12 protein-coding genes are annotated in these 16,521 nt (G+C 72.6%); 9 read left to right on the top strand and 3 right to left on the bottom strand.

Going from position 1 to position 16,521, the window contains the following annotated elements; translation table 11 throughout:
* Positions 1-15: 15 nt before the first annotated feature.
* Entirely contained in the window at positions 16-1,818 is a 1,803-nt protein-coding gene (locus ACWEFL_RS07750) for a BTAD domain-containing putative transcriptional regulator (RefSeq protein ID WP_451708942.1), read from the bottom strand.
* A gap of 257 nt (positions 1,819-2,075) precedes the next feature.
* Positions 2,076-4,919 carry an AfsR/SARP family transcriptional regulator gene (locus ACWEFL_RS07745; RefSeq protein WP_451708939.1) on the bottom strand — a complete coding sequence of 948 codons (2,844 nt, stop codon included), beginning with the start codon at positions 4,917-4,919 and terminating at the stop codon, positions 2,076-2,078.
* Positions 4,920-5,246: 327 nt separating this feature from the next.
* Between ACWEFL_RS07745 and ACWEFL_RS07740 the strand changes: the two genes are divergently transcribed.
* The 9 genes from ACWEFL_RS07740 (at position 5,247) to ACWEFL_RS07700 (ending at position 14,283) form a co-directional block, all read left to right on the top strand.
* Positions 5,247-5,528, top strand: coding sequence for a hypothetical protein (locus ACWEFL_RS07740; RefSeq protein ID WP_451708937.1), 282 nt, complete (start codon positions 5,247-5,249; stop codon positions 5,526-5,528).
* A gap of 49 nt (positions 5,529-5,577) precedes the next feature.
* Positions 5,578-5,835: a hypothetical protein gene (locus ACWEFL_RS07735; RefSeq protein ID WP_451708934.1), complete on the top strand. Its 258-nt coding sequence runs from the start codon at positions 5,578-5,580 to the stop codon at positions 5,833-5,835.
* 660 nt (positions 5,836-6,495) lie between these two features.
* On the top strand, positions 6,496-7,452 hold the full coding sequence (locus tag ACWEFL_RS07730) for an acyl-CoA thioesterase (protein WP_451708931.1): 957 nt from the start codon (positions 6,496-6,498) through the stop codon (positions 7,450-7,452).
* A 667-nt stretch (positions 7,453-8,119) separates the two neighbouring features.
* Positions 8,120-8,968, top strand: coding sequence for an ABC transporter ATP-binding protein (locus ACWEFL_RS07725; protein WP_451708928.1), 849 nt, complete (start codon positions 8,120-8,122; stop codon positions 8,966-8,968).
* Positions 8,965-9,879 carry an ABC transporter ATP-binding protein gene (locus tag ACWEFL_RS07720; RefSeq protein ID WP_451708925.1) on the top strand — a complete coding sequence of 305 codons (915 nt, stop codon included), beginning with the start codon at positions 8,965-8,967 and terminating at the stop codon, positions 9,877-9,879. Before ACWEFL_RS07725 ends, ACWEFL_RS07720 begins: the two co-directional genes overlap by 4 nt.
* Positions 9,876-10,763, top strand: coding sequence for a branched-chain amino acid ABC transporter permease (locus ACWEFL_RS07715; protein WP_451708922.1), 888 nt, complete (start codon positions 9,876-9,878; stop codon positions 10,761-10,763). Before ACWEFL_RS07720 ends, ACWEFL_RS07715 begins: the two co-directional genes overlap by 4 nt.
* A complete protein-coding gene (locus ACWEFL_RS07710; protein WP_451708920.1) occupies positions 10,756-11,991 on the top strand; it encodes a branched-chain amino acid ABC transporter permease in 1,236 nt (411 codons plus the stop codon). The genes ACWEFL_RS07715 and ACWEFL_RS07710 overlap by 8 nt, the downstream gene beginning before the upstream one ends.
* Positions 11,991-13,253 carry an ABC transporter substrate-binding protein gene (locus tag ACWEFL_RS07705; RefSeq protein ID WP_451708917.1) on the top strand — a complete coding sequence of 421 codons (1,263 nt, stop codon included), beginning with the start codon at positions 11,991-11,993 and terminating at the stop codon, positions 13,251-13,253. The genes ACWEFL_RS07710 and ACWEFL_RS07705 overlap by 1 nt, the downstream gene beginning before the upstream one ends.
* A gap of 355 nt (positions 13,254-13,608) precedes the next feature.
* Positions 13,609-14,283, top strand: coding sequence for an esterase/lipase family protein (locus ACWEFL_RS07700; RefSeq protein ID WP_451708915.1), 675 nt, complete (start codon positions 13,609-13,611; stop codon positions 14,281-14,283).
* Between the two features lie 126 nt (positions 14,284-14,409).
* Here the strand turns inward: ACWEFL_RS07700 and ACWEFL_RS07695 are convergent, their stop codons facing one another.
* A complete protein-coding gene (locus ACWEFL_RS07695) occupies positions 14,410-16,350 on the bottom strand; it encodes an alkyl/aryl-sulfatase (protein WP_451708912.1) in 1,941 nt (646 codons plus the stop codon).
* Between the last annotated feature and the right edge of the window lie 171 nt (positions 16,351-16,521).

Below are 16,521 nucleotides of genomic sequence, written 5' to 3'. Positions count from 1 at the left end.
AAGTGACGTCGAATGTCACCCGTCGGCGCCGTGCTCCTCGACCGACTCGACGGCGAACGACCGCAGCAGCGGGTGGAGGGTGTAGCGGGCGGGCTCGTCCTCGGTGAGGAGGTGGACGCCGGTGAGCGCGCCCAGACGGGCGCGGACTTCGAGGACGGGCAGTCCGGTGAGCACCGCCGCCGATGTCGGGGTGATCCGGGGGCCGGGGTGCCGGGACAGCAGCCGGAAGAACCCGGCATGCTCGGGCGGCAGGGCCTGGTAGGAGCGCTGGAACGCGGTACGGACATCGGCTGGGAACGCGTCGAGCCCACCGTCTGCCCGTAGCTCCCCTACGAGGGCGGAGAGCGGGAAGTGGGGGCGGGCCGCGGCGCGGGCGGCGATGGCGGCCAGCGCCAGCGGAAGGTACCCGCAGCGGGCCGCGATCTCGCGGGCCGCCTCGGGTTCGGCGGCCACGCGCGCCGTTCCGATCCGCCGCGCCAGCAGGTGCACCGCCTCTCGGGCCGTCGGTACGCGCAGCCGCAGCGGGCGAGCACCGCAGGACACCAGGGCCGACAGGGAGTGCCTGCCGGTGACCAGGGTGAGGCAGCCCGGTGTGGCGGGCAGCAGCCGGCGCACCTGATCGGGGCCCGCCGCGTCGTCGAGGACCACGAGTGCGCGGCGTCCGGCCATCGACTTCCGGTAGAGACCGGCCAGTTCGTCCTCGGCGTCCGGCAGCCCGCGAGCGGGAACGCCCAGCGACACGAGCATGCCCCGCAGTGCCTCGGCGGGGTCGAGCGGGTGGCGGGCCGGGGCGAATCCCCCGAGTTCGACATGGAGCCGACCGTCCGGGAAGCGGGCGGCGGCCTCGTGAGCCCAGCGGATCGCGAGGGCGCTCTTGCCGACGCCCGGGATTCCACCGATGACGATGGTGGCCGCGACGCCGGCCGCGCCTTCGGCGTCGGCGGCAGCCGTGGCAAGGGCGGCGAGTTCCGCCGTGCGGCCGGAGAACACGGCGAGATCGGGAGGCAGTTGGGTGGGAACGGCGTGTGACGTCACAGAGGGACGCGTTCGCCGCACCTGACGGCGCAGCACACGGGTGTGGGCCTCGCCCAGCTCCGTTCCGGGAACGACGCCCAGATCGGCGGCGAGTCGGCGGCGCACGGTCTCGTACACGGCGAGCGCCTCCGTCTGCGCACCGACCGCCGCGAGGCACAGGACCAGACGGGCGTGCAGCGACTCGTCCAAGGGGGCGAGGACGGCGGCCCTCCTGAGACTCGGCAGGATCTGTGCGGCGCCACCGTGGCGCAGGGCGAGATCGGCCGCGGTGGCCATGGCCCGGACGATTTCGCGTTCCACACCCGCGAACCGGGCGTGGGCGCGGACCGTTTCGCCCACGCCCTGGGCGACCGGCCCGCGCCACTGGCCGAGCGCGTCGGCGAACTCCCGTACGGCGGAGTCGGGCCGTCCGGCGGCGGCGAGCCGGGTGCCCCGTCCGACCAGGTCTCGGAACCGCAGCAGATCGAACTCGGCGCACTCGGCGTTCAACAGGTAGCCGCCGCCGCGCCGCAGCACACGTCGACCGGGGGTGCGCGGCGGCAGTTCCGGCTCCAGCAGCCGGCGCAGGGAGCTTGCGTACCGGCGTACGACGTTCGGCGCGCTCGCGGGGGGACGGCCGGACCACAGTGCCTCGGCGATCTCCGCGAGCGTCACGGGGTGGCCGACCCTCACCAGGAGCAGGGCGAGCAGGGCGCGCTGCTGGGGGAACCCGAGGTCGAGTTCCCCCTCCCCGCGCCACACGCGCAGGGGCCCCAGCACCTCGAACCGCAGTGCAGCCGCCATCTTCGTCCCCGTCCGGGCGGGCCCGACCCGCCCCTGCTCGAAGGTTAGGGCGCGGTCGAGGGAACGGGCGGCGCCATGCGCCGACAGGCCATGAACTGGACGCGGGCAGGCAAGACGCCCGGGCTGCGGCGACCCTGCCATGCCTCGGAACAGGACCGCCACGAGGGTCCGTGGCACGCGGACTCGGCAGGATCGGTACAGGGTGCCGGACGTGGCACATGACCGTCACGCGATCAGATGTTGTCCATCTGGGCGGATCAGACGGTGCTGCCCGTGCCTGTCAGGTTGTCGTCGGCCCGTCCGTACCGTTGTTCGTCGAGTCGCGCGCTGACCCGCTCGGCGAAGGGGTGCCTCAATTCGGTGAAGAGGGTGAGCGCCTCTCCCCAGGAGTCGCGGGCCGCCTCGATGCCGCCGGTCGCGAGATGGGTGTCGCCCATCCGGTTCAGGATCTCGGCCTCCAGGTACGGCACACCGAGTTCACGGTAGAGGAGCAGCGCGTTCCGGTAGCCGACGAGGGCTTGGGGATGGCGCCCCAGGTGGTGGTGGGCGTAGGCGATGCTGTCCCAGGCGGCGGCCTCTCCGTAGCGGTCGCCGAGTTCCTGGAGGGTGGTCAGCGCCCGGTAGCAGTGGCGGAGCGCCTCGCGGTACTCCCCGAGCTGGGCGTGGTACCAGCCGACGGTGTTCAGTACGGACGCCCGACCCGGCCGGTGCCCGGCGGCGGTGAACAGGTCGAGCGCCAGCCGGTTGTGGCGCAGGGCTCCGGCGGTGTCGCCCTGTTGGTCGCTCTCCCAGCCGAGGCTGCGGTGGGTATGGGCACGGCCGATGTCGTCCTTCAGCTCGACGGCCAGGTCCAGGGCGGCGGCCAGACGCGGCCGGGAATGGTCGTGCAGGCCCATCCGGCCCTCGGCGCGGGCGAGTCCGCGCAGGGCGCGGGCGGTGGTCCGCGGGTCGTCCAGGCGCAGTGCCGAGTCGAGCGCGGTGCGGTGGGCGGCCAGCCCGTCGTGCCAGTGGCCCCGGCGGTCGAAGAAGGGCTCAAGGGACCAGACCAGCCCGCACACCAGCCGGTCGTGGCCGGCCGCGGCGGCCGCGGAGACGACAGCGAGCAGCACGGCGTATTCGGCGGCGAACCAGGCCAGCGCGCCACGGTCGTCGGACACCGACCCGGCGGCCGTCGCGTACGGAGGGTCGGGTACGGCGTCCGCTGCGGGCGCCAGCAGCGAGCAGGCGGCGTGCGCCGTGGCCGTGTAGAACCGGTACAGGCGATCCGCGACTTCCCCGTGTTCGGTCTCGGGGTGCTGGGTGCGCAGCAGGTCGGCCGCGTGGGCGCGCAGCAGGTCGTGGAAGGCATAGCGGCCGGGCGCATGCTCGGTGATCAGATGGGCGCCGACCGATTCGGCGAGCAGCGGTCTGCTCCGCCGCACCGGGACACCGGCGAGAACGGCTGCCGCGGGTGCGGTGAAGTCCGGTCCCGGATGAAGGGCGAGAAGCCTGAACAGGCGGGCGGCGTCGGCACCCAGGGCACCGGAGGACCACGAGAAGACGGTGCCGACGTCGACGGAGACGTCGGGCACGGTGAAGGCGTCGAGGCTGCCGTGTGCTTCGCGTAGTTCGGTGGCGACGGCGGACAGCGGGAAGTGGGGGCGGGCCCCTGCGCGGGCGGCGAGGCAGGTCAGTGCGAGCGGCAGGCCCGCACAGCGCCGGATGATCTCGCGCACCGCGCCGGGTTCGGCGATGACGCGGTCGGCGCCGAGGCGATGGGCGAGCAGGTCCCGCGCCTCCTCGCCGTCGAAGGGGCGCAGGGTCAACAGATGGGCGCCGTGCGCGGCCACGAGCCCGGACAGTTCGTTGCGGCTGGTGACGAGCGCGAGGCAGCCGGAGGTGCCGGGCAGCAGTGGGCGTACGTGCTCCGTGTCGTGGGCGTTGTCCAGCACGACGAGGACACGTCGACCGGCCAGGACGCTGCGGTAGAGCGCGGCCTGTGCGTCCGGGCAGCGCGGGATGCGTTCCGGTGGTACGCCGAGTGCGTCCAGGAAGCCGCGGACGGCGTCCACCGACGGCGTGATCGCCCCGGACGGGTCGTATCCGCGCAGGTTCACATAGAGCTGCCCGTCGGGGAAGCGATCGGCTAACCGGTGGGCCAGATGGACGGCGAAGGTGCTCTTGCCGACGCCTGCCATGCCGCTGATCGCCGCGATCGTCGCCGTGCCGGGGGTGCCGGGACCGTCGGGGAACAGGGCGAGCGCTCGGTCCAGCTCGGCCCGGCGCCCGGTGAACGCGGGCAGGTCGTGGGGAAGTTGGGCGGGGGTCGGCAGCGCCTGCGCGCGTGGCCGCGACGGCGCGGCGGTGGGGGAGGTGTCGAGGAGCACGGTCCGGTGCGCGTCGAGGAGTTCGGGTCCGGGGTCGATCCCCAGCTCGGTGGACAGCCGCTCGCGGAGCGCCTCGTACATGCTCAGTGCCTGCGCACGCCGTCCGTTGGCCGCCAGCGCGAGCATCAGCCGGGCATGGACCGGCTCGTCCAGCGGGTGGTCCGCCGCGGCCTTGCGCAGTTCCGGGAGAACGGCGCCGGGCCGGCCGGCCGCGACCGCCGCGTCCGCGGCTTCGCGTACGGCGAGGAGATGCTCGCACTCCAGGGCGTCGAGCGGCAGAAGCGCCCGGGCCTCGGGCGCGAGCCCGGCGGCGACCTGTCCGCACCACAGACCCAGGGCCTCGGTGAAGAGGTCCAGCGCCCGGACGGGTGCTTCCTCGGAGACGGCCTTCCGGGCCTCCTCGCACAACTGCCGGAACTCCAACAGGTCCAGCGAGTCCGCGTCCGTCGTCAGCCGGTAGCCGCCGGAGGCCCGGACCAGCCAGCGACCGGCGGCGCGAACGGGGAGGCCGGGCTCCAGCAGCCGACGCAGCGAGCCCACATGGCGGCGGATCACGTTGACGGCGCTGTGCGGCGGCTCGGTGCCCCAGAGCGCGGCCACCAGCTCGCTCACTGCGACGGGCTGTCCCGCCCGGACCAGCAACAGCGCCAGCAACGCCCGCTCCTGGGGGCGTCCGAGATGCAGCTCGGTCCCCTCCCGCCAGGCCCGGACCGGCCCGAGGACCGAAAACCTCATCGGTTCCACCCGCTCAGACTCCTTCCGGGACGCCGCCGTCAAGACCCACGAACCGTACGTCGATCCCGCCGCAGTTCAGTATCGCCCACCTTGATTGCCGAGTTACCGGGTGTTTCGGGGCCGGGAATCGAACCTCGGTGTCCGACCCGTCGTGCAACTGTTTTCGGGCCGGGTGTAACTGTTTTCGGGCCGGCCTGGATTCCCGGCAGGTGTCGGGGGGTGCCCCTGTCTGTTTCGTCAAGCCCGGTGGGGGCGGCTTGTAGGGGTTGATCCTTGTTTTCGGGAACGTCCCGCGAAGCGGGACGTTCCCGGCGGATCGAGTGGCTGATGGGCAGCCCGGTGGCCGGCAGGGCCAAAGTGGCCGAGTGCCGGTGCGCGGGCGTGCTGGGCCTGGAGGGCAGGGGCGCGTGCTGGGCCTGGAGGGCAGGGGCGGTGGAGTTGTCAGGCGGCGAGATCGACGGCGCCCTGGGGGCGTGCTTCGTACTGGACTCGGCCGGCCACCTCGGCCTGACCATCGACCCGAACGTCGCCCAGATCGTCCTCAACCGGCTCGACCCCGGACACTCCAAGCCGTTCCGGTGCCTCCCCTTCACCGCGGTCGGCATCTGACGCACGACGCCGGCGAGAGGCCGGCCCCGGGAACAGCCGCCTCATCGGGGTGCTGCTCAGTGACATCGACCAACTGCCCGACCCCGAGCGGCGTGCCGTCGCCCAGGCCGACCGCGACGTCCTGAACACCTGGGTCGGGGTGCTTCAGGCCGCTGCCCCCGAGCCGGCGACGGCCGAGGCGAAGATGCCGGCCCGCTCCACGACGGGAGTGGTCGACGATCTGGTGCGGACCCCCGGTGCCCGTCGGCGTCCGGACCTCGCCGACCGGCTGAGCGAACTGGGCGCCGCCATCCTCCGCACCCGCTGAGCGGCGCTCCGGGAAAGCGCGCCGGCCCGGACCCGTGCGGCCCCCGCCTCGTCCTGCCCCCGCGGCGGACGCGCTTCTCCGTACACCGTGATCCCTGTCACATCAGGCTAACTATGATTCACTTATCCGGCCGTGTGGCCTGCTTCCCCTTGCGCTTTTCCGCGAAGGGGTTCAGCCGCGACCGGACCGCGGATCTCTCGCATGGCGCACTCGCTCGACTGCCTCCGGCTGGGCTTCGACGCGCTCGCCGGGGCGCCCGCGCGCATCCGGAGCGGATCGCGCCGCGTGACGGCGACCTGACATCGACCTTCGCCTCCCCGGCCCGTGGCGGCGGGCCGTCGATGTTCGACACCGGGGACCGCGTTCCGTACCGAAGGCGGGCGGGCACGGTGCCGCGGGGCGAGGCCGGCGGGATCCGGGTACGCGGGCCGCAGATCACCGGCGGCGGGCGCACATGGACGAACGGGCCGCCCCGTACCAGCGCGCCCGCGAGGTCCGCTTCCCGTCGGAACTCCCCCTCGGCCCGGTGGGCGAGGTGCGCAGGACGGCACCGTGGGAGCGCCTGACGGACTGACCGCCAGGTTGGACATCATGTGCTAACGCGGATTAACTTTGGGCGTCCGGGCTGCCACTGCCCCGGAGCGTGAAGGGTTGTGGAGCGTGTACGGAACCACATCGTCCGGGGACGGGGAGACCGCCGACGCCGAGCACCCTGCGATCCCCCCTTCCGGGCTGGTCGGCTTCCTGAGCCTGGAGCGCCTGGAACTCGACCTGTTCCGGGGGTGGTGCCATGACGGGGCGCCGCTGCGCGCCTTCGGCGGACAGGTCGCCGCGCAGGCCCTGACGGCCGCCGGGCGCACGGTGGCGCGCGAACGGCCGGTGCACTCCCTGCACGGGTACTTCCTCCGGCCGGGGGACACCCGGCGCCCCGTCGTCTACGGCGTCGAGCGGCTGCGCGACGGCCGCAGCTACACCGCCCGCCGGGTCACCGCCGTCCAGGACGGGAAGGCGATCTTCACGCTCTCGGCGTCGTTCAAGCTGCCCGAGGACGAGCCGGACCGCCATCTGGTCATGCCGGACGTGCCCCGGCCCGAGGACCTGCCCGACGCCTACCGGTACTGGGCCGAGAGCAACCCCGACGAATACCGGGAGGCCGCCTACGCGCAGGTCATGTCGATGCGCGTGGTCCCGCCGTACACGGCGGGCGTGGCCGCCGGGGCCGGCCGCGGCCAGAACGAGCAGTACGTGTGGTTCCGGGCGGTCGAGACGCTGCCCGACGACCCGCTGCTGCACGTCTGCGCTCTCGCCTACGTCTCCGACCTGAGCCTCGCGCCGACCTCGGCGCTGGACCGGGAGGCGCTCTACCCCCTCCGCGAGGGGCCCTCCCGGCTGGCCATGGCCTCCCTCGACCACGCCATGTGGTTCCACCGCCCGTTCCGCGCCGACGACTGGCTGCTCTTCGCCCAGCGCAGCCCCTCCGCCGGGGACGGCCGGGGCTTCAACCTGGGCGACTTCTGGACCCGCGACGGCACCCTGGTCGCCTCCGTCGTCCAGGAGGCGGTGCTCCGCCGGCGCGCCCCCCGCCGGCCGTCCACCGCGGCGGGCGAGCCGGCCTGATCCCGGCGTCCCGAGCCCGGCTGTCCGGCGGGACGGAGGCGGCCGGGGCACGGGAGGCCCGGCGGCACATCGATGTGCGGGCCGATGCGGTCTCGCTGATCCTGCCGCCGGAGACCCTGGCAAGTCGTACCGAGGCGACGTCGTCGGTGGCCGTCGGGACGTGCCGGGTCGCGGTGCGGCACGTCGGGCGGCACGGGCGCGGCGTCCGCTCGGCCTCCTCGGCGACCTGGCCGCCGTTGTGGGCGAGGGCCGGCCTCCACGGCTTGAGCCAGGTCTCCCGGGCGCGCCGCGCGGCATGTCGGCGGCCGTATACCGGGCCGTAACCGAACGGCCGCGTTCGCGCGCCGGATCTGTGCCCGGGCAACGACCTGTCGGCTCAACACTGTGCAGGCGAACACGTTCGCTCCCGGGGGCCCCGGACTCCCTCGCGACCCATGGACGCCCCCTCTCCGTGATCTCCATAATCCAGAGCCACCGGCCTACCTCAGGCGGGTGGGTCGCGATCGCCGCGTCACGGTGCAGCTCCGTCGTTCCCACAAGGGCCGGCTCTGCCATGCGGTGACCCTCACCCCGGACGCTTCGCGGGAGATCGGGCCCTTCCCCAGAGGGGGACGGCCGCGGTCCGCGGCCGTGCCGGGTTCCTGCTGCTCGTCGAAAGTGTGAGCTTATGAACGCCTCACCGCCACCAACCCCGCCTCCTGACACGCTCGACGTCGACGACCTCACCGTGGTCTACGGGCGGTCGGTCCGCGCCCTGGACGGCGTCTCACTGCGGGTGCCGGCCGGTGCCATCGTCGCCCTGCTCGGACCCAACGGGGCCGGCAAGTCGACGCTGCTGCGTGCGGTGTCCGGGACCCTGCCTCTGCACTCCGGCGCGGTCGGGCGCGGTTCGGTCGTCTTCAACGGCACGCCGTTGACCAACCGGCCGCCGGCCGATGTCGTCGCCGCCGGGGTGGTCCAGGTGCCCGAGGGCCGCCGCGTCTTCGGCGCGCTGTCGGTGGAGGAGAACCTCCGGGCGGGCCGGCTCGGCCTTCACGGCCGGCGGCGCGCCGAGGTCCGGGAGGCATTGGAACAGATCTACTCGCTCTTCCCGGTGCTGGCCGAGCGCCGGCGTCAGGCGGCCGGACTGCTCTCCGGCGGTGAGCAGCAGATGCTGGCGCTGGGCCGGGCGCTGATGGCCCGTCCGCGGCTGATGCTGCTCGACGAGCCGTCGCTGGGGCTGGCCCCGCAGCTGGTCGAGCAGATCGCCGGGATCATCCGGCGGATCCACCGGGAGGGCACCGGCGTGCTGCTGGTCGAGCAGAACGCCGCCCTCGCTCTGGAACTCGCCGACGACGCCTATGTCCTGGAGGTCGGCCGGGTACGGCTGTCCGGCAGCTCCGAGGAACTGTCGCGCTCCGACGAGGTCCGCAGGCTCTACCTCGGTGAGCTGCCGGAAGGCGGGGCCGAGGACGCCGAGGCGGAGCACGAGCCGCTCGCGGCGGGGCCGCGTGTGCTGAGCAGGTGGGCGGGATGAGCCGTACGACGTCCCGGTCCGCCGCGAGTGCGGCCGTCGCCGACCCGGGGGTGCCCGCGCTGACGGTCGAGGGGGTGACGGTGCGGTTCGCCGGACTGACCGCGCTGGACCAGGTCGGTTTCACCGTGACGCCCGGGTCCGTGCACGCCCTGATCGGCCCCAACGGTGCGGGGAAGTCCACCGCCTTCAATGTGCTGTCCGGCGTCTACAGCGCGACCGAGGGCAGCGTGCGGTTCGGCGAGGCGGAGCTGACCGCGCTTCCGCCGCATCGGATCGCCGCCCTCGGGGTGGCCCGGACCTTCCAGAACATCGTGCTGACCGCGGGCACGGTCACCGACAACCTGATGCTGGGCCGGCACACCCTCACCCGTGCGGGCTTCGCCGCCACCGCCCTCCGGCTGCCGGAGGCAGTCCGCGAGCAGCGGCGCCACCGTGAACGGGTACGGGAAGTCGGTGAGTTCACCGGCCTGGGCCACCTGCTCGACACCCCGGTCGCGCTGCTGCCGTACGGCGACCGCAAGCGGGTCGAGCTGGCCCGCGCACTGTGCATGGAGCCCAGACTGCTGCTGCTGGACGAGCCGGTGGCCGGCATGAACACCGCCGAGCGCGTCGGCATGGCGCGGACCATCTCCGCGATCAGGGACGCCCTCGGCATCTCGATTCTGATCGTGGAGCACGACATGGGGATGATCATGCGGCTCGCCGACGAGGTGACCGTCCTGGACTTCGGCCGTCGCATCGGCGGCGGCACTCCGGAACAGGTCCAGCGGGACCCCGCCGTGATCCGGGCCTACCTGGGTACCGGCAGCACCGGCGAAGCGGACGCCGCCGGTGACACCCGTGTCACCGACGGAGCCGGTGCCGCCGGTGCCACCGCGTCGGACGGCCAGGGCGCGGAGGAGAACCGGTGAGCACCCTGATGCAGACCCTCTTCAACGGGCTGGCCCTCGGCTCCGTCTACGCGCTGATCGCCCTCGGATTCAGCCTCGTCCACAAAGCCTCGCATGTGGTCAACTTCGCCCACGGCTCGCTTCTGCTGCTCGGCGGCTACCTGGTCACGGTCCTCCACGAGGACCTGGGGTTCGTCGGCGCGGTGGCCGTCGCCGCCGCCGGTACCGCGGCGGCGGCGATGCTGGAGGCGCGGGTGCTGCGCCGACTGCGTCAGTCGGGTTCGGCCGCGCCGACGATCCTCACCATCGGCGTCGACATCCTGCTGCTCACCGAACTGGCCCGCCGGATCGGCGGCGACGTCCTGCGCTCCGGCGACCCGTGGGGCGCGGAGGTGGTCTCCTTCGCCGGGATCACCGTGCCGCAGACCCGGATCGCCTGCCTGCTGGTGACCCTGGTGCTGGTCGGCGCCTTCTTCGCCGCCTTCCGCTGGTCGCGGTGGGGACTGGCGATGCGCGCGATGTCCCTCGACGAGGAGGCGGCGGCCCTGATGGGAGTACGCGGCGGCCGGCTGCGGATGAGCGCCTGGGCGCTCGCCGGACTGATGGCCACCGTCGCCGCCGTGTTCCTGGCCGCCTTCCCCACCCCCGGCCTCGACCGGACCACCGGCCAGATCGCGCTCGCGGCCTTCCCCGCGGCCGTCCTGGGCGGACTCGGCTCGGTCGGCGGAGCGCTCCTCGGCAGCCTGGTGGTGGGGATGGCCGAAGCCGCCGCGGTCGGCTACCAGCAGCACCTCGACGTGCTGGGCGGCGGACTCGCCGAAGTCGTCCCCTACCTGGTGATGGTCCTGGTCCTGATGGCCAGACCGCAGGGCCTGCTCGGATCCAAGGAGCCCACCCGTGTCTGACACATCGTCGAACCCCACGGTCAGCAAAGACCGCGAGACCGCCCTCCACGCGGACGGTCCCGCGCCACAGGCGCGCGCCCGCCCGACCCTCCCGCGGATCTCCCGCGGAGGGGTGACCGCCGCCGCAGGTCTCCTGCTGCTGATCCCGCCGTTCTACCTCAACGCGTTCTGGCTGCAGACCGGGCTGTTCGCGATGGCGGCGGTGATCGCGGCCATCGGGCTCAGCCTGCTGACCGGGACGGCGGGTCAGCTCTCCCTCGGGCACGCCTTCTTCCTGGCGGTCGGCGCGTACGGCTACACCTGGTTCGCCGACGCCCCTCAGGACAAGGGCGCGGACGCGCTCACCGGCCTCTCCCTGCCCCCGCTGCTCGCCTTCCTGGCGGCCGTGCTGCTCGCGGGCGCCGCGGGAGCGCTCTTCAGCCCCATCTCGGGACGGCTGCGCAGCATGTACCTGGGCGTGGCGACGCTGGCTCTGGTCTTCATCGGGCAGCACGTGCTGGTCAACGCGACCCCGGTCACCGGTGGTTTCAACGGCCGGTCGGTACCGCCGATGGAGATCCTCGGATTCTCCTTCTCCGGGGCCGACGACGGCCTGACCGTACTCGGCGTCCCCTTCGGCGGACTGGAACGGCTGTGGTACTTCGGTCTGGTCCTGGTCGTGGCCGCCTATCTGGGCGCGCGCAACCTGCTGCGAGGCCGCCCGGGCATGGCCATGGGCGCACTGCGCGACAGCGAGGTCGCCGCCGCGGTGATGGGGGTACCCGCCACCCGCTTCCGGGCCGCCGCCTTCACCGTCTCCTCCATGTACGCGGGTGCCGGAGGCGCCCTGCTGGCCCTGGCGTACCAGCGCATCGTGCCGGACACCTTCGGACTGGTCCTGTCCATGGACTTCCTGGCCATGCTCGTGATCGGCGGCCTCGGCTCGGTCGCCGGCGCCGCCGCCGGAGCGGTCTTCGTCACCGTACTCCCGCAACTGCTCACCCATTACGCGGATCAGCTGCCTCTGGTGGTGGCCCCCGGATCCGCCGAGGAGGGCCTGGGGTCGGTGGACGCGGCCCGTTACCTGTACGGCGCGGCCCTCGTCCTGACCCTGCTCTTCCTCCCCGGCGGCCTCGCCTCCCTCACCCGCCGCCGCCCCACCTGGCCCTGGGCCCGGCGGGCGACCACTGTTCCCCAGCCTTCCGCCGCAGCGACAGCCGGCGAGGACACCCTCAAGGAGCACACCTGATGAACCGCAAGCACCTCCGAGTCACGGCAGCCGTCGGCGTCTCGCTGGCACTGGCTCTGACCGGCTGCAGCAGCAAAGGCGACTCGTCCTCGGGCTCCGGCGACAGCGGCGGCGTCAAGACCGGCCCGGGCGTCACCGACACCGCCATCAAGGTCGGTGTCATCACCGACCTCACCGGCGCGGCGGCTCCCCTCGGCAAGCCCTCCATGCAGGCCGCACAGATGTACATCGACGAGGTCAACGCCGCGGGCGGCGTGTGCGACCGCAAGGTGGAACTCCTCGTCCGCGATCACGGCTACGACGTCCAGAAGGCGGTCGCCGCGTACGCCGAGGTCCAGCCCCAGGTCGCCGCGCTCGGCCAGTTGCTCGGCTCCGGCCAGACCGCGGCGCTCCTCGACTCCATCGAACGAGACAAGCTGCTCACCCTGGTCGGCGGCAACTCCGGCTCCAACCTCGGCTATGAGTACGTCCAGGTGATGAACACCACCTACGACCTCGACATGATCAACGGCGTCGACTGGCTGGCGAAGACCAACGGGCTCAAGTCAGGTGACAAGGTCGGCCTGATCCACCAGCCCGGCGAGTTCGGCGAGAACGCCGCCGAGGGCGCGCGCTTCGCGGCCGAGAAGGCCGGACTGGAACTCGTCGTGCAGACCGTCAAGCCCACCGCCACCGACATGACCCCGCAGGTGACCGCCCTCGCGGCGGAGAAGGTCAAGGCCGTCGTCTTCGCCGGCACCCCCGGACAGACCGCCTCGCTGGTCGGCGTCGCCGCCGCCAGCGGCCTGAAGGTGCCGGTGCTCGCCCAGGCGGCCGCCTATGTCCCGCAGTTGCTCTCCACCCCCGCGAAGCCGGCACTGCAGCAGATGCTCTACATCACGGGCGGGCTGCCCGCCCTGAGCAGCGATCTGCCCGGTGTGAAGAAGCTGGTCGCCGACTATCAGAAGAAGTACCCGAAGGAGCAGCTCAACGCCGGCATCCAGGTCGGCACCACCAACGGCGCGGTGCTCGTCGAGGCGCTCAAGGCGGCCTGCGCGGCCAAGGACCTCAGCCGCGAGGGCATCGCCAAGGGCCTGCACACCATCAAGAACTTCGACAAGGGCCTGGGCAGCGTTCTGGACTTCTCCGACCCGGCCAAGTCCCCCCAACGCAAGAGCTACGTCCTGCGGCCGGCCGAGAACGTGCCGGGCGGCCTGAAGACCGTCCAGGACGCCACCGAGGTCCCGGCGGTAGCCGAGTACGAGGCGGCGGCCAAGGGCTGACCGCCCCGAAGAGCACCGCGGGCAGGCCCCGCGTGGACCGATGTCCACGCGGGGCCTGCCCGCGAGACGACGGGCCGGTCGCCCCCAGCACTCCGGCCCCGGTTCCGAGGCCGTCCACTGGGCGTGCTTCCAACGAAGCCGGGCCTCGGCTGTGCGCGGCGACACGATTCGAGGGCCGACGCCGCACATGGTGTCCAGGGCCTCGACCGGGCTCGGCACGGGCCGCACACTCCAGAACGCAGGTCGCGCGCCGGCGGTGTGGCGCTCGAACCCTCGCCCGGTCATGCCGGTGGCGTCGCTGAAGGCGGCCCACCGCGGCAACCGGACCTGCGCCCACTCCAACCAAGGAGCACTCATGCGATTCGCAAGAACGCTCGGCAGAGTCGGTACGGCCTTCGCGGCAGCCCTCGCGATGCTGCTGCCGGCCTCGCCCGCCGCACACGCCGACACGCGTGACCCCGTGCTGTTCGTCCACGGTCTCGGCGGGGCGTCCTGGAACTGGGACGAGATGATCGATGACTTCGTCGCCGCCGGGTGGTCCCGCGACCGGCTCCACGCGATCTCGTACAACACCGCTCAGTCCAGTGTCCTGACCGCCGAGGAGATCAAGGACGAGGCCGACGCCCTGCGCGCGCGGACCGGTGCCGCCAAGATCGACATCGTCGGCCACTCGCTGGGCGCACTCAACACCCGGTGGTACGTCAAGTTCCTCGGCGGCGCCTCCTACGTCGACGACTGGGTCTCCATCGGCGGTGTCAACTACGGCACCTACGGCGCCCTCACCTGCGTCCTCGACTCCTGCCGCGACGCCTGGCCGGGCAGTGACTTCCTGGACCGGCTCAACGGGGGCGACCCGAGCCCCGGCCCGGTGAACTACACCACCATCTGGTCGTGGTGCGACGAGGCGGTCCAGCCGGACAGCTTCGCCACACTGGAGGGCGCCGTCAACTGGAACGCCGGCTGCGTCGGACACGTCGCCCTGATCTTCCACCAGCCCGTGTCCGTCCGCACGATGCAGGCCGTCCAGTGACAGCCCCCTGAGCCGTCCGGCCACCGCGGCCGGACCCCGGAACCCGGGGTCCGGCCGCGGGGTCTGTCCGGCGGCCGGCACGGGCGGTGCGTCGACGAACTCGACCGGGCGGACCGCCGGACCGGATCAGGGGGTGACGATGGGGAACCAGAACGGGAAGTCGTCCAGCAGCTCGAACAGGTCGGCCACGAGCGTCTTGTCGCCGTCGACGCGCACCCGGCCCGCCGCGACCTCGGACTCCAGGTCCGAGTCGCCGAAGAGGAGCCGCTGGAACGCCTCGCGGTCCCAGGTGACCGTGGCGTCGGCGGCCGGGACGGTCTTGTCGGCGGTGTAGAGCAGGGTGCCGTTGCTCAGCCGGACCGCGTAACGTGCCTGGGTGCCGTCGGCCTGTTCGAAGACCCAGTTGAAGCTGCTGCTCCGGCTCCAGGCCCGTGGGCCGTCGAGGCGGATGCCCGCGTAGTCGAGCAGCATGTCCAGGGTCATCGCGCCCAGCATGTCGGGGGTGGCCAGTTTGACGGCGCCCAGGTCGCGTACGCCCTGGCGGAGTTCCAGCGCACCCATGAGGTACTCGTTGCGCCAGACCGCGCTCTCGGCCTGGTAGCCGAGCTGCTCGAACGCGTCCGCCTGGAGGTGGCGGGCCTCGTCGTTGCCGGGATCGGCGAAGACCAGGTGGGTGAGGAGTTCGGCGACCCAGCGGTACTCGCCCGCCGTGAACGCCGTGCGGGCCCTTCCCAGCAGGGCGTCGGCGCCGCCCATCGCCTCGACGTAACGGGGGGCCGACTGCTGGGCGGGCAGCGGGTGCAGGTGCGCGGGGTGGCTGTCGTACCAGCCGAGGTAGCGCTGGTAGACCGCCTTGGCGTTGTGGTTGACCGTGCCGTAGAAGCCGCGGCAGTGCCACTCGTTCTCCAGGGCCGGCGGCAGCTGTATCCGCTCGGCGATCTCGACCATGGTCTGGCCGTGGTTGGCCAGCCGCAGCGACTGGTCGTGGAGGTACTTGTACATGTCGCGCTGCCGCTCCAGGAAGGCGACCACATCGGCGTTGCCCCAGCGCGGCCAGTGGTGCTGCGCGATGATCACGTCGGTGTCGGCGCCGAACAGCTCGATGGACTCGTCGAGCTTCTTCCACCAGCTCGCGGCGTCGCGGATCTCCGCCCCGCGCAGGGTGTACAGATTGTGCATGGTGTGCACCGCGTCCTCGGCGGAGCAGAACATCCGCAGCGCCGGGAAGTGGATCATGAATTCGGACGGGGCCTCGGTGCCGTTGGCCATCTGGAAGACCATCTCGACACCGTCGACCGTGCGCCGCTCGCCGGTGGTGTGGACGGTGTCGGTCGGCGGGATGAGCGTAAAGGTCCCGCCGCGCGCGGGCGTGGCTGTCAGCCCGACGCTGACCTGGTGGCGAGGGCCGCGGCCCAGCACGGTGCCGTACATGTAGACGGCGCGCCGGGTCATGGCGTTGCCGGCGTAGATGTTCTCGGAGACCGCCTCCTTGAGGAAGCCCTCCGGCGCGATCACCGTCACCCGTCCGGCCTTGACCTCCGCCTCGTCGACGATGCCCTTGACACCGCCGAAGTGGTCTCCGTGGCTGTGGGTGTAGATGACGGCGACCACGGGCCGGTGCGGGCGGTGCTCGAAGTACAGGTCGAGGGCGGCCCTGGCGGTCTCGGCGTAGATCAGCGGGTCGATGACGATCAGGCCGCTCTCGCCCTCGACGATCGTCATGTTGGCCTGGTCGAAGCCGCGGACCTGGTAGACGCGGTCGATCACCCGGTACAGGCCGTGGTACGCGGACAGCTTCGCATGGCGCCACAGGCTGGGGTTGACCGTCACCGGCGCCTCGTCGGACCGGAGGAACTCGTAGGCGCTCAGGTCGATCACCGGGCGGCCGTCCGCGCGCCGGATGACCGGCGGGTCGAGCGTGCCGATGAATCCGCGCGCCGCGTCCTCGAAGTCGCGGCGGTCGGAGAAGGGAAGTCGGGCCGCGATCTCGCGTTGGGCCGCCGCCGTGGCCTCCGTGGCCGGCTTGGGTGCGACGGCGGTGCTGGATGTGGGAGCAGGCTTGGGCATGGCACACCTTCGGGACGTACAGGCACGGATGAGTGCTGCGGGGCGGGGGCGACGGAGGCGTGCGTGGTCGCAATCCGGCGAGCCGGCCGTCCCAGGGCCCGTCCGGGAGTTCGTGGGATCGGATCTGTCTCTCCGGGGCGCGACAACGCCTCGCGTCCGAGGATGAGTGCC

This window comes from Streptomyces sp. NPDC004838 (genome assembly GCF_053600955.1).
This window is presented reverse-complemented; position numbering and strand designations above follow the sequence as displayed.